The 13,846-nt window shown below is 62.3% G+C and carries 10 protein-coding genes; 8 read left to right on the top strand and 2 right to left on the bottom strand.

The annotated features are described in order from the left end of the window. The gene (locus tag DWZ52_RS04745; protein ID WP_117640426.1) at positions 1 to 582 is read left to right on the top strand and encodes a hypothetical protein; all 582 of its coding nucleotides are present in this window, start codon (positions 1 to 3) and stop codon (positions 580 to 582) included. Positions 583 to 584: 2 nt separating this feature from the next. After that, positions 585 to 1,283, top strand: a complete 699-nt coding sequence (locus DWZ52_RS04740; RefSeq protein WP_117564342.1) for a hypothetical protein — start codon at positions 585 to 587, stop codon at positions 1,281 to 1,283. A 704-nt stretch (positions 1,284 to 1,987) separates the two neighbouring features. Here the strand turns inward: DWZ52_RS04740 and DWZ52_RS04735 are convergent. Next, on the bottom strand, positions 1,988 to 4,288 hold the full coding sequence (locus DWZ52_RS04735) for an LTA synthase family protein (protein ID WP_118385020.1): 2,301 nt from the start codon (positions 4,286 to 4,288) through the stop codon (positions 1,988 to 1,990). 213 nt (positions 4,289 to 4,501) lie between these two features. On the opposite strand from DWZ52_RS04735, the gene DWZ52_RS04730 reads away from it, so the two are divergent. From DWZ52_RS04730 to DWZ52_RS04710, 5 genes are all read left to right on the top strand, one after another. After that, complete coding sequence (locus DWZ52_RS04730) at positions 4,502 to 5,374, top strand: nitroreductase family protein (RefSeq protein WP_118385019.1); 873 nt, start codon at positions 4,502 to 4,504, stop codon at positions 5,372 to 5,374. 158 nt (positions 5,375 to 5,532) lie between these two features. Further along, positions 5,533 to 7,560 carry a KUP/HAK/KT family potassium transporter gene (locus tag DWZ52_RS04725; protein WP_117638035.1) on the top strand — a complete coding sequence of 676 codons (2,028 nt, stop codon included), beginning with the start codon at positions 5,533 to 5,535 and terminating at the stop codon, positions 7,558 to 7,560. Between the two features lie 61 nt (positions 7,561 to 7,621). Continuing rightward, positions 7,622 to 7,816: a hypothetical protein gene (locus tag DWZ52_RS04720; protein WP_158572412.1), complete on the top strand. Its 195-nt coding sequence runs from the start codon at positions 7,622 to 7,624 to the stop codon at positions 7,814 to 7,816. 111 nt (positions 7,817 to 7,927) lie between these two features. Beyond that, entirely contained in the window at positions 7,928 to 9,553 is a 1,626-nt protein-coding gene (locus DWZ52_RS04715; RefSeq protein WP_118385018.1) for an ATP-binding protein, read from the top strand. A gap of 4 nt (positions 9,554 to 9,557) precedes the next feature. Beyond that, entirely contained in the window at positions 9,558 to 10,271 is a 714-nt protein-coding gene (locus DWZ52_RS04710; RefSeq protein ID WP_117648427.1) for a response regulator, read from the top strand. Positions 10,272 to 10,365: 94 nt separating this feature from the next. On the opposite strand, the gene rlmKL is transcribed toward DWZ52_RS04710, so the two are convergent. Further along, positions 10,366 to 12,924: a bifunctional 23S rRNA (guanine(2069)-N(7))-methyltransferase RlmK/23S rRNA (guanine(2445)-N(2))-methyltransferase RlmL gene (rlmKL, locus tag DWZ52_RS04705; protein WP_118385017.1), complete on the bottom strand. Its 2,559-nt coding sequence runs from the start codon at positions 12,922 to 12,924 to the stop codon at positions 10,366 to 10,368. A 75-nt stretch (positions 12,925 to 12,999) separates the two neighbouring features. Between rlmKL and DWZ52_RS04700 the strand changes: the two genes are divergently transcribed. Continuing rightward, a complete protein-coding gene (locus DWZ52_RS04700) occupies positions 13,000 to 13,827 on the top strand; it encodes an HAD hydrolase family protein (RefSeq protein ID WP_158572411.1) in 828 nt (275 codons plus the stop codon). Positions 13,828 to 13,846: the final 19 nt, after the last annotated feature.

Genomic DNA, 13,846 nt, shown 5'->3' with positions numbered 1-13,846 from the left:
ATGTCCAAGCGCAAGCGCATCATCGCCTTGCTGGTGGGGGTTATCCTCCTGGCCGGTACGGCAGGCACGTTGGCCTGGCTTTCGGTTACGGGCGTGCTGGTCAACCAGTTCGGCATCGGGTCGGTGACGCCATCGGTTCAGGAAACGCTCAACGGCAAAGTGAAAAGCGATGTCAAGGCGAAGAACACGGGTACCGCGCCCGCCTATATTCGTGCTGCAGTGGATATCTACTGGCAGGACCAGGATGGCGCACGCCTGTGGGATGAGCCGAAGGAGGAGCCGAAGGGTGAGGCGGATTACGAGATTGCGTGGAGCGTGGCTGATGCCTCGGGCGCGAACTCGGCTTATAACTGGGTTAAGGCGAGCGACGGGTTCTATTACTGGACGTCGCCCGTCGCTCCCGGCGCGGAAACCGGCGTGCTCATTAATAGGGTTACCGAGCTCAAGGCAACCGAAGGTCGCAATCTTGTCGTGGATATCTCCACTCAGGCGGTCCAGGCGACGCCCGATGAGGCCGTGCACGACGCATGGGGTTGCTCGGTCGAGAATGACGTGCTGGTGCCGCCGCATGGAGGTGCGTAAGTATGGCGTTCCCGATTCGTAAAGGTGTTGCGCGCTCCTTGCGTTGCATGGTCGCGGCCATTTTCTGCGTGGTCGCGCTCGCTGTTCCCGCCCGTGCGTTTGCCGATACTCCCGCGATTGCCTATGACGGAAATGCGCGTCAGCTGACGGTCTCGGGGGCGACGGACTCCTCGGGGGAGCCCGATCTGTTTTTGGCCTTTAAAGATCTGATGCCTGGCGATGTGCGTGATCAGCAGATAGAGATTCGTGCCACGGGCGTAAAGTCCCAGGTGCGCGTGTTTGTGCGTGCCGTTGTCGATCACGAGACGGCACGCCTGCTGTCGCCCATTACCCTAACGGCGTCGGCGGGCGATGGCTCTGCAGGTTGGCTCCAGACAGGAACACCGGGCAGCGCGTTCGCTTATCCCACGCAAATCGCCACGTTTACGAGCGATGGCAGCACGGTGCTTAATTTGCAGCTAAACGTTCCGACATCGGTGGGCAACGAGGTTGCCGACGCAAACAAGACCATTCGCTGGGAGATTACCGCCGAGGACGATGGCGAGAAGATTCCCGTGCAGTCTGCTGACAGCAAGAAGCCCGGCTTGCTTGGTCTGGCGGCAACGGGCGACAACACGCTCACGTTGCTTTTGGTGTTGCTGACACTTGCAATCATCGCATTTATAGCCGCACTTCTTTTGTCCCGGAGGGATAAGCGCTAGGTTCATCTTCTAAACGCAACGCCCTCCCGGGCGGCGGGCACGAAGTTCCCTGCTCTACAGTCCTGCGCAAGACGAAGGCCACATTAAGTGGCCTTCTTTGCGTGCGGAACTCGCGATGAACTTCGAGCCCGCCGCTCGGGAGGGCGCCCCTTTATTGACGGAAGGCCTAATAAGCGGATATTCCATGCCCGGATGTATTCAGAGCGGGACGGGCTTTCCGGATGGGCGGTGTTTCGGAAAGTGTGTCCCAGAATCGGCGCTCAGAGTGGTCCCCACTTTCCGGTTGATGTCTTGTCCGGAAACTATGTCCCGGAATTAAGGCTTGGAATGGGATGCACTTTCCGGTTGAGAGCCTTAGCGGAAAGTGCGACCCGGAATTTACTCTTGAAGTGGGATGCGCTTTCCCAACAGGCCCTCAAGCGGAAACTGCGTCCCATTCCGAAGGCAGATTCCGGGACACACTTTCCGAATACAAAGAAGGCCACTTAATGTGGCCTTCAACTTATATATGTTCAGCGGATACCCCCATGACAAGCCGTGCTCCAACAACAAGGCGTCTGTCCGGGCGGAGGCATATAAGGTTCATCGCGAGTTCCGCACGCAAAGGAGGCCACTTAATGTGGCCTCCGTCTTGCGCAGGACTGTCCGAGCAGGGAACCTTATATGCCTCCGCCCGGACAGACGTTTCAGTTATGAGCGACCCGCTACTTGATCTTCGTCGTGCCCGGTGCCAGGTTGGGGTCGGTCTCGTTGGCCTCGGTCTGGAAGTGCCCGGTATACACGTTCTTGCCGTCGCGGAACATCTCGTAATACTGCATCTTGGCGTAATCCTCGCGCGCCTTGGTGGCGGCTGCGGCAGCGGCGTCGTCACCGGTGACGTTGGAGGAGAGCGCCCAGCGCAGGCTGGCGTCCTCGTAGCCGACCGAGTTGATGGCGGGCAGCGACTTGCGCAGCGTCATGTGCGCCTTCTGGTAGTCGGACAGCGGTGCGCCGATCAACTGCATAAGCTGCGTGGACAGGTAGTTGGTGGACAAGTCGTCGACCTCGCTTGTCTGGTCGCAGCCGGCAACGTCGTAGTTGGCCCAGATGATGTAGTCGGTCTGCCACAGACGCTCCTGGTGCGTGGCGTCGTCCTCGTTGGTAAACCACTCGTCATTGAACTTGGACGGGAAGAACGGCTGATGGTCGCCCCAGAACACCACGACCACCTTGCGGTCGAGCTTGCTTAAGGCGTTAAGGAAGTAGCGCAGCGCCTGATCAGACTGCTCGATGCACGAGACGTACTCGTCAACATCGGAGAGCGTGCCGTCCTCGACGGTCTTAGCGTCCAGGTCGGTCGTGTCGATGTTCAGGTGCATCTGCTTGTCGACCGGCAGCAGACCCGTGTCGTAGCCCGAGTGGTTCTGCATGGTCACATCGAAGATAAACTGCGGATCGGCGTTCTGGTCGAGCAGCTCAAGAATCTTGTCGTAGGTTGCCTGGTCGGTCACCATGCCGCGCAGGGTATCGGCGCCTTGGAAATCGTTGATGGACAGGAACTGGTCAAAGCCAAAGTCCTTGTAGACGTTCTCGCGGTTCCAGTTGGTCGCGTGGTTGGGGTGCATGGCCGTGGTGGAATATCCGAGCGATTTGAACTGCTCTGCCAGGTTCCCGGTCGTCTCCATGTTGTAGATGGTGTAGGGGTACACGCCCGAGCCCAGGTTGGCCATGGAGTTGCCGGTCATAAACTCAAACTCGGTATTGGCGGTACCGCCGCCGTAGGCGCTCACATAGAGCTTGCCGCGGCTGAGGCAGTTGGACAGGTTCTTAAAGTACTGCGGGCCCTCGTAGCCGGCGCGCATGTTCTGGTAGATGGACAGATCCGAGAAGGTCTCGTTCATGATGGCGATGACCGTGGGCTTCTCGCTGTCGAATTGCTCCTTTGCGGCGGTGCGCTCGTCACTCTTGGCGGCATCGGACTTGTCGTAGGCCTTGGCGTACTTTTTGAGCGTGGCCTTGGCGTCGTCGACGGAGTAGTCGGCGGGTTTGGGCGGCTTGATGGACTGTGCTGCACTAATAAAGGCAGGTAGATAGCCCTCGCGCCAGTAGCTCTCGAGCGGGCGCCAGGTGTAGACGGTGATGCCGAGGGTGTTGTAGTAGTCGATGAGCGTGACATGCGCGGTCACGCCGCCCAGGCACAGCACCGCCACGAGCAGGTTGATGAGCAGCATGCGCTTGGCGTTGGCGGCACCCTTTTGACGGTGCGGTGCCACCAGGCCGGCGTACTCGCATAGCAGCATGGCGATGGCGGTAAAGCCCATGGACAGCACGCAGAACAGCGAGATGGAGAAGGTGTAGCCGTTGCCGGCGACTGCGGCGGCGGTGGAGATGGCCGAAAGGTCGCCCGGCTGGATGGGCATGGATTTAAACGTGATGACAAAGAACTCGGCAATGCCCAGGACAAAGAGGGCAAAGGCCAGGACCGCGGGAGCCGCGCCGTGGCGCTGGAACAGGAAGAACAGGCCGACTATGAGCGTGGTGATGATGGCCCACTCGAGCAGGATGCACAGGGGGTAGACCCAGGTAAAGTCGTGGTTGGACGAGACCTCCATGCCCAGCAGCGCAAAGACGCCGGCGAGCAGCAGGCACAGGACGGCGGCGACGAGCGATTTGCCCACAAAGGCGCCGCGCAGACGGGCGAGCTTGCCGGTGGGAGCGGGGGCGTCGGGCGCGGCGAACGCAAAGACGCGCGGGGCGATGCGGTCGCGGGCGATGCTGGCCCAAGCGCAGCCGGTGAGGATGGCGTTGGTCAGGATGAGCATCACAAAGGCGAGCGGCTCGTTTTGGGCGACGAGGCCAATAGCGCCCCAGACGGTCAAAAAGAGCTGGAACAGGCCGAAGGCGACGCTCCACCCAAGAGCGCTTTTAGCAACGGTGCCCGACTTTGCGCAAATGGCCTTGGCCTCGCGCAAGACAAGGTAGACGGTCGCCGCAAGACCGACGAGCGAGATGGCGGCAGCGAACATGCTGAGACTCCTCACAAACTAAAACCTACGAAAGCGGGGATTTACCCGATTGTTACCAAGATATGCGCAGCGATTGGTGGCTGCGCATAACAACCAGCCATATTAACGCGCGCGTGTGACGGTGTGGCGCAATGTAGTGGCGACCTGCGCGATAATGGACGGGAATTACACGGAAACGTAAAGGCTTCTTAAAGAAATGGCGAGGGTAGGGCGATGAGCGAGCAGGTTTGCGAGGCGGACATGGGCGGCGACGGAGCTGCGGGCGTGGATACGTACGGCTATCCGGTCGAGACTACGGGCAACGCGGTACTGGACATTTTGGAGCACCGTTCCTCCACGCGTGCCTTCGCGCGTGATGACGACGACCGTCCCGTAGCGGTGACCGATGAGCAGCGGGCGGCGATCCTGCATGCGGCGAGTCGCGCACCGTCGGCGGGTGCCATGATGATGTATTCCATCGTGAGCATTCGCGAGCAGGCTACGCTGGACCGCCTGGCCGACCTGTGCGATCATCAGCCCATGATCGCCAAGGCGCCCTGGGCACTCATATTTGTAGTCGACTATGCCAAGTGGATCGATCTGTTTGAGCATGTGGGTTGCTTTGAGCCCGAGTTTGTCGAGCGCACGGGCAAGGCACCTCGCCGCGCGCCGGGTTTGGGCGACTTTGCCATCGCGGCCCAGGACGCCGTGATCGCCGCCCAAAACGCCGTGGTTGCCGCCGAGGCCCTGGGGCTGGGGAGCTGCTATATCGGCGATATCGTCGAGAACGCCGAGGAAGTTGCCGCACTGCTGGACTTGCCTGCCTATACCATGCCGCTGTCGATGCTCATCATCGGCACGCCCCGTAAGGAGCGCCCGGCAATCGCGCATCCCGTGGTGAACCTGGTGCACGAGGAGCGTTATTGTCGCGCCGACGCCGCGACGATGGATGCGCAGGTGGCCGAGATGGATGCGATGTTTCGCCCGCACGCCCGCGAGGTGGGCGAGCGCGTGGTGGATATCTACACACGCAAGCACACCAGTCCCTTTATGACCGAGATGAGCCGCTCCATGGAGTGGTGGTTCAAAAACTGGCTCGGCAAATGACGAATGTGACAAAGGGGCGTCCCTTTGTCACATTCCATATCGCCGCGGTGGCCTAAAGGCCGCATAAATGTTTATCTAGCTGGGAAAACGGTGCCATTAAAATATGGGCTGATTACCTATAATCCCGTCGAACGTTAAAATTGGGAGGAAACCGGCTTATGGAACAAAAGGCAAAGGAAGTAGCCTCGCACGCTGCGATTCCTGTGAGCATCTCGGCGATGCTCGTCACGCTGGGCGTGGTGTATGGCGATATCGGCACCAGCCCCATGTATGTAACCAAGGCGCTCGTTGCTGGCAACGGCGGCATCGGAAGCGTCACGCAGGAGTTCGTGCTCGGCGCGCTCTCCCTTGTCGTGTGGACGGTCACGTTGCTGACGACCGTCAAGTACGTGCTGATCTCGCTGCGTGCCGACAACCACGGCGAGGGCGGCATCTTTGCCCTGTACAGCCTGGTCAAGCGCTGCGGCAAGTGGCTCATCATCCCCGCCATGCTGGGCGGCGCGGCGCTCCTCGCCGACGGCATCCTGACGCCTGCCGTTACCGTCACCACGGCCATCGAGGGCCTGCGCACCATCCCGGCGGTCCATGCCGTGCTCGGTGACGACCAGGGTCGTGTCGTCGCCATCACGCTTGCCATCATCATCGCGCTCTTCTTGGTGCAGCGCATCGGCACGGCCAAGATCGGTCACGCCTTCGGCCCCATCATGACGCTGTGGTTTTTGTTCCTGGGCGGCACGGGCCTGTTCTTTGTCTGCCAGTATCCCGCGGTGCTGCTGTGCCTCAACCCGTTGCGTGGCATCGCTTTTCTGCTGAGCCCCAACAACCACGCGGGCATCATGATTCTGGGCAGCTGCTTCCTTGCCACCACCGGTGCCGAGGCGCTCTACTCCGACATGGGCCATGTGGGCCGCGGCAACATCTACGCCACCTGGCCGTTCGTTAAGTGCTGCCTGCTGCTGTCCTACATGGGCCAGGGCGCGTGGCTTATCAACAACGCCGGCAACCCGGAGCTCATGGGTATCGCCGACCTCAACCCCTTCTACCAGATGCTCGCCCCGGGTCTGCGCCCCTTTGCCGTCGGCCTTTCCACCGTCGCGGCCATCATCGCCTCGCAGGCGCTCATCACCGGCGCATTCTCGCTGGTGTCCGAGGCCAGCCGCCTGGACCTCATGCCGCATATGCAGGTCTTCTATCCTGCCGAGACCAAGGGCCAGCTCTACATCCCCATGGTCAACAACGTCATGCTCGTGGGCTGCGTCGTCGTGGTGCTGCTGTTCCAGAACTCGGCGCACATGGAGGCCGCGTACGGCCTGGCCATTACCCTGACCATGATGTGCACGACAATGCTGCTCTTCTTCTATCTGCACGTGGAGCGCAATCTCAAGGTCGCGCCGTGGATCTTTGCTGCCTTCTTCCTTTTGCTCGAGGGTTTCTTCTTTGTGAGCTCGCTCACCAAGTTCTTCCACGGCGGCTACTTCACCATCCTTATGGCTGCACTCATCATGGGCATTATGGTGTGCTGGTACAACGGTACGGCGGTCGAGCAACGTCAGTTTACGCTGCTGCCGCTGCGCAGCTATCTGCCGCAGCTCAAACGCCTGCGCGACGACGATCGCTACGAGCTCATGAGCGACAACATCGTGTACCTGACCAAGGACACCAACACCGACTATATCGACCGCGATATCGTCTACTCGATTTTGGACAAGCACCCCAAGCGCGCTCGCGCCTGGTGGTTCGTGAATGTCGAGACCATGGAGGAGCCGCATACCTTTGCCTACTCGGTCGAGACGTTCGGCACCGACTACGTATTCCGCGTGCATCTGTACCTGGGCTATAAGATCAACCAGCGCGTCAATGCTTACCTGCGCCAGGTTGTTCAGGACCTGGCTGCCAGCGGCGAGCTGCCGGCGCAGACGCATGACTACTCGGTCTACAAGGACCCGGGCAACATCGGTACGTTTAAGTTCGTCATGATCCGCAAGCTGCTGGCGCCCGAAAGCGACGTGGAGCCCAGCGAGCGTACGGCCATCACGCTCAAGTACATCATCCGCCGCGCCGCCGGCACGCCTGCGCGCTGGTACGGCCTGGAGAACTCCAACGTGAGCTTTGAGTACGTGCCGCTGTTCACCAAGTTTAAGGCCGTGAGCAAGATGCAGCGCCTGGCTCCCGACGAGCGTCCGTAGGCGCCGACGGGCTGCATGGAGTTGGTTTTCGATGGACAAGATTGAGGCCGGGGAGGCAAACATGGATACAAAGGCGCTCGATGGCCGCGAGGCGGTGGTCGAAATGGTGCGTGAGGCGCGCGTCGACGCCGCCGAAGATCGGTTCTTTACGAATCGTGCCAACATGGACATGGCCGACCGCGTGATCTCGATCGTGGTGACGCTGCTTGTCGCGGCGTGCGTTTGCGCGCTGCTTGCGCACGTGCTGTTTGTCTAACGACCGCAGGTTGCAAAGGCTTTACACTTGGAGCCACCACAAGGGAAACCACCACAAAGGTGCCTGTCCCTTTGTGGTGGTTTTTGTTTTTGAGAGAGGGGCGGGGCGCTGATGGACGTCCGTGCGGACGGCGATATTGCCGAGAACTCTTGGTGGCGGCGTACAACGCTGACGCGTCGCACTCCTCTGTATGACGCCTGCGTATCGGCGGGGCTGCTGGTCGCAGCGACGATTGTGGGCGCGCTGCTCGACCATCCGGGTCTCGCGCCGAGCATCATGATCGTCTATGTGTTTGCCGTTCAGCTGTGCGCATTCTTTACCTGGAGTCGCCTGTATTGCTTGCTGAGCTCGGCTGCCGCCGTGGCGCTCTACAACTTCTTGTTTGTCGGCCCGCGCTACTCGCTGTCGTTTATCGACCGCGTCTATCCCGGCATGTTCTTCATCATGTTTGTGGTCTCGCTTGTGTCGAGCTCGATTGCGTTGGCCCTGCGCCGTGCCTTGGCACAGGCTGCCGCCAGCGACCGCCGCACGCATATGGTGCTCGAGACCAACCGCATGCTGCAGCGGTGCGCCGATCAGCAGCAGATTGTCCATGCCATGGCAACGCAGCTGGCGCGTCTTTCGGGCTGTCCGGTCGTGTGGTACAGCGCCGACGCCGAGGGCGATGACCTACTGCCGCGTGCGACATACACGGCCGTGGGCGATGCCGCGCCGGTGCATGAACTGGCGCCGCAGATGCCGCCGCGGCTCTCGGCGTCCGCCTATGTGGGAACGCCACTCGATGCCACCTATGGCGGCTCGGCGTTTTATGGCATCTACCTGACGGTTCGCACGGGCGACGGCTTCGTCCGCTCGGGCGACCCCGCCTCGGTGGTGGGCGTGCTGGCTGTCGTTGCCGAGTCCGACGTGCTGACGCATGAGGAGCGGACACTTGCCGATGCCATCGTGAGCGAAGGCGAGCTGGCGCTCGATCGCGCCCGCGCCATGGAGGCCCGCGAGGAGGCGGCGGTGCTCGCCAAAAACGAGCAGCTGCGCGCCAACCTGCTGCGCTCCATTTCGCACGATCTGCGTACGCCGCTCACCAGTATTTCGGGCAATGCCGACGTGTTGCTCGACCAGGGCTCGACCGGCACGGCCGTGCTCGACGACCAGACACGCCGCGGCATGCTCCTATCCATTCGCTCGGACGCGCAATGGCTCAATGCCACCGTCGAGAACCTGCTCGCCATCACCAAGCTTGAGGGCGACGGCATGCATCTGTCGACTACGCTCGAGCTCATGGACGATATCGTCGAGGAGGCGCTGCGCCACGTAAACCCGGCCGTGCGCGAGCACGACCTTAAGGTGGTGGCGTGCGATGAGCCGGCGCTTGTCAACGTCGACGCGCGCCTGATGGTGCAGCTGGTGGTCAATCTGGTGAACAACGCCATCGCCTATACGCCTGCGGGCTCGCATATCGTAATCTCGATTGGCGTCCATGATGGATGCGTGGCGTGCTCGGTTGCTGATGATGGCCCGGGCATTGCGCCCGAGGACCGCGAGCGAATCTTTGAGTCGTTCTACACCGCCAACCATGGCCTGGCCGACAGCTGCCGCAGTGTGGGCTTGGGGCTTTCGCTCTGCCGCTCCATTGCGCTGGCACATGGCGGTAGCATAGAGGTTACCGCGGCGGACCCTCACGGTTCGGTCTTTACGATTGAGCTTCCCGCCGCCGACGTTTCGTTTGATAAGGAGTAGCGCTGTGCCGAACTCTGCCGTGAAACCGCTCATCTTGGTCGTTGAGGACGATCCCGCCGTCCGCAACCTTATCGTCGCCGCGCTCGAGGCGCACGGTTTGCGCCATATGGCTGTGGAGACCGCCCACGCCGCCATCGCCGCCGCTTCGTCGCAGGCGCCGAGCATTGTGCTGCTCGATCTGGGCCTGCCCGATATGGACGGCGTCAAGGTGGTGGAGTCGGTGCGCGCGTGGTCGGGCATGCCGATCATCGTGGTTTCGGCGCGCAGCGAGGACGCGGACAAGATCCGAGCGCTCGATGCCGGCGCCGATGACTACCTGACTAAGCCGTTTTCGGTCGAGGAGCTGCTCGCGCGCATTCGCACGACGCTCAGGCGTCTTTCGTATGCGCAAACGGGCGGCGTTGCCTCCGAGGGCTCGTTCGATACCGGCGAGTTGCATATCGATTTTGATGCCGGCATCGCCACGATGGATGGCGAGGAACTGCATTTGACGCCGATCGAGTACAAGCTCCTGTGCCTGCTGGCGCATAACGCCGACAAGGTGCTGACGCACCAGTTTATCCTGCACGAGATTTGGGGCACGGCAACTAAGAGCGACCTGGCGAGCCTGCGTGTCTTTATGGGCACGCTGCGCAAGAAGATCGAGTCCGACCCCGCGCATCCGCGCTATATCCAAACGCACGTGGGCATCGGTTACCGACTGGTCACCCAGGGATAGGTCGGCATCCGCCATCCCAATATGAATTGCGTTGAAATACGGTCTAAATTTGCCTAATTCCAGGCAAAACAGTCCGTATTCCACCGCAACTTTGTTATTTGCCCTTGGGCTTGCTGGCGTAGAACTTCTTCTTTTTGGGCTTACCTGCGCAGGCGGGCTTGCCGTCGCCGCGCGGCCCTCGGTCTCCGGCCTGCGCGTGCGCGGGCGCCGTTGCACGAGGCTTGCGGGCGTCGGGGTTGCGCAGTTCCTCGGTTCGCTCGGTAATCTCCTCGGCGCTAAAGCCGGCTTCGGCCATGGCGTCCTCGATGGGCAGGCGGCGCACGATATAGCAATGGTGCACCTTTTGGTTGCGTGCGAAGTCCTCGGGGATGGTCTGCGCCGTAATGTCCTCCAGCACAACGCCCGCGCGCGCGAGCTTGCGCGTCTCGGGGCGGAAGCCGCGCAGATTGCAGCTAAAGATGGCATGACCGCCCTGTGCGAGCAGGCGCGACACGCCGGCCAAAAGCTCAACATGGTCGCGCTGGACATCCCAGGTACGGCGGCCCATCTTGGACGAGTTCGAAAACGTGGGCGGGTCGACAAAGATCAGGTCCCAGCGGTTGCGCGTCTGACGCTGGTCGCGAATCCAGGCGAGCACGTCGTCGCGCACAAAGTGATGCTGCGGGCCCACAAAGCCGTTCTGACGCATATTGCGCTCGGCCCAGTCCAGATAGGTGTTCGAGAGGTCGACCGTCACGGTCTCCTCGACGCCGCCGTCTGCCGCATAGCAGGTGGCAGTGCCGGTGTAGGCAAACAGGTTGAGGAAGCGGCGCGCCTGCTTGGCGTGCTCGCGCACTAGGTTGCGGGTGACGCGGTGGTCCAAGAAGATGCCCACGTCCAGATAGTCGTCAAAGTTGACGGCAAAGGTAAGGCCGCCCTCCTCGATGAGCGGCAGGCGACGGCGCGCGATGTTGGCGCGCTCGCCCGGGCCGCCCTTGCCGGCGCCCTGCTTGCCGTACTGCGAGCCGCCGCGCGAACGCATGCGGGCCTTGGCGTGCACGTGCTCGGCCGGAACATCCAGGATGCGCGGCGCGATGGCCAAGATGTCGAGCATGCGGGCCTGGGCCAGCGCAGGATCGATGGTCTTGGGTGCGGCGTATTCGGCGATGACGAGCCAGCGGCCCGGCGTCTGCGGGCAGCCCTCGTACAGGTCGATGGCGGCGGAGTAGTCGGGCAGGTCGGCATCGTAGACGCGGTAGCAGCTCACGCCCTCGCGCTTTGCCCATTTGCGACGCAGGCGGGCGTTCTTGCGCAGGCGGTTGGCGAACTGCTCAGACTCGGGGATGAGCACGGGCAGCGGCTTGCCGTCGCCCAGATCGAGCGTGGCGGCGGGTTCGGGCATGGGGGTGTTGGCGGCTTCGCCTTGGGCATCTGCGGTCTGCTCCTCGGCATCTGCGCTGGTCGCAGCTTCGAATGCCGCGGCAGCATGATCGAGCGAGGGCCAAACCTCAAGAGCCGCCTCCTCGTTATTGGGCATGACGGCGATCGAGCGCTCGGGCTCGGCATGGAGCGCACGGGCCATAAGGCCATCGCGGGTGAGTGCGGCGACCGGTGCCGAAGCGAGCTCGGGCGCGCGGCGCAGCTCGCCGACCAGCGTCATGGCATCGTGCATGAGCGAAAGCGGGGTCTCGGTCGTGTCCGCGACCAGGGCGGCACCGGCAACGGCACCTGCGTGGTCCAGCACGGTGGCGGACTTGGCGGCGCAAAAATCGACAAAGCGCTTGTAGCCGGCACACTTGACCATGCGCTCAGCGGTCTTGCGGGCGGCAGGGTCAATGTCTACGGCAACGATGCGCGCCTGGCGTTCGCGCGCCGCCGCCTCGCGCCCGCGCGCCTCGGCAAGCAGCTGCTCCCACAGGGCGGCATCGTGCAGCTGCCAGCCCTCAAAGCCCCAGCGCTCGCGTGCGACGCCCGGGGCGCGGTCGGTCAGAATGTTCACGGCCTCCAGCAGCAGGCCGCCGCCGGCGCACGAGGCATCGATCAGCGTGGGAAGGGCTTCGTTCTCGTAATCGTCGGCCGTCAGCTCGCGCTCGCATAGTGCGGTCCAGCCGACCTGCGCCAGCACCAGGGCGGCGTAGTCGGGGCGCAACACGTGTGCGCCCTCGCCGGCACGAGTCGCAGCGGGCGGCAGGCGTTTGAACAGCGGGTCGCCCGAAAGGTCTAGGCTTATGCTCGCGCGGCGCTGGCGCAGCGAAAGCAGTAGGTGAACATCGGGGTCGGCGGCATCGACATCGGCGCGACGTCCCGTGGTCTCGGCCAGGCGGTCGCACAGCGCGTCTTTGGCACGCAGGGCCGAGAAGCGCGTGTTGCGCAGCTGCTCGGTCACGCCGCGGGCGGTAATGGCGATGGTGGCGCCGGGGCGGATGATGGTCTCCCAGGCGATGTCGTAAACGCTGTCGTACAACTCATCGGCATCCTGTGCCCCAAAGCGCCCGAGCACCACAAACACGCGGCTGGCCAGGCGCGACCACAGGCAGGCGCGGTAGCCTTCTTCGAGCTCGCCCTCAAATGTAGCGCGGCCCTTCAGGCGGCGGACATGCGAAAGCCCGAGGCGTTTAAGCTCATCGGCGAGTGCGGACTCAAAGCCCTCGGGGCAGCTTGCGTAAAATTCCATGGGTGACCTCTCTGGTTGCGTCGCTCCATTATATGATGGATGCTTCGTTTGCCCTTATCCTCGAAAGGAACCCATATGATTGATGCGTGTCCCGAACCCGCTGTGCTCTTTTTTGACGTGGACGGCACGCTGACGTCGTTCGATCCCGACGATATGACCGATAAGGACTTCAATGCAATCCATCCGTCGAAGGCCGTTGTCGATGCATTTGGTCGCCTGCGCAATGCGGGTCACCAGGCATTTATCTGCACGGGTCGCCCCTTGTGGCTGATTGCCGATGGCCTGCGCGCGCTGAACCCGGCGGGTATCGTTGCCATGGCGGGGGCCACGCTCGAGGTCGAGGGCCGCGTGGCACACGAGGACTGCATTGACGAGGACATTGTTGAGGAGCTCGCGCGTCGCATTACTGTGGCGGGCGGCGAGGCATTGTTCGAGACGAACGGTGCCACCTATTCACTTGAGCCAGTTGGTGTCGAACAGTCATTTCTGCTAGGCGCCGGCGTGGTGCATGGCACCGATCAGATGCGCATCGATGGCCGCTTGCGCGTAGGCAAGGTGCGCATTAACGCGTACGACCTGGCTCGCGTAGCCAACGATGACGGCTTTATCGAGCGCGAGTTTGAGCTGTGCAACACCGGTGGTCAGAATCGCGAGCTGAGCCCCAAGGGCATCGACAAGGGCGTGGGCGTGGCGCGAGCGCTGGAATACCTGGGTCGCACCGGCAACGCGCGCACCTTTGGCTTTGGCGATTCCGGCAACGATCTGGGTATGCTCGCCGCCGTCGAGACGGCTGTAGCCATGGGCAACGCCATGCCCGAGGTCAAGGCAGTCGCCGACTACGTGACCGACGATGTCGCACACGATGGCACCGTCACAGCGATGCAACATTTCGGCCTCATCTAATGAATCTCGCCTTCTGACG

It is taken from the genome of Collinsella sp. AF33-16 (assembly GCF_003475325.1).
Classification (GTDB): domain Bacteria; phylum Actinomycetota; class Coriobacteriia; order Coriobacteriales; family Coriobacteriaceae; genus Collinsella.
Note: the sequence above shows the minus strand (reverse complement) of the source record. Positions and strands in the feature narration are given on the sequence as shown.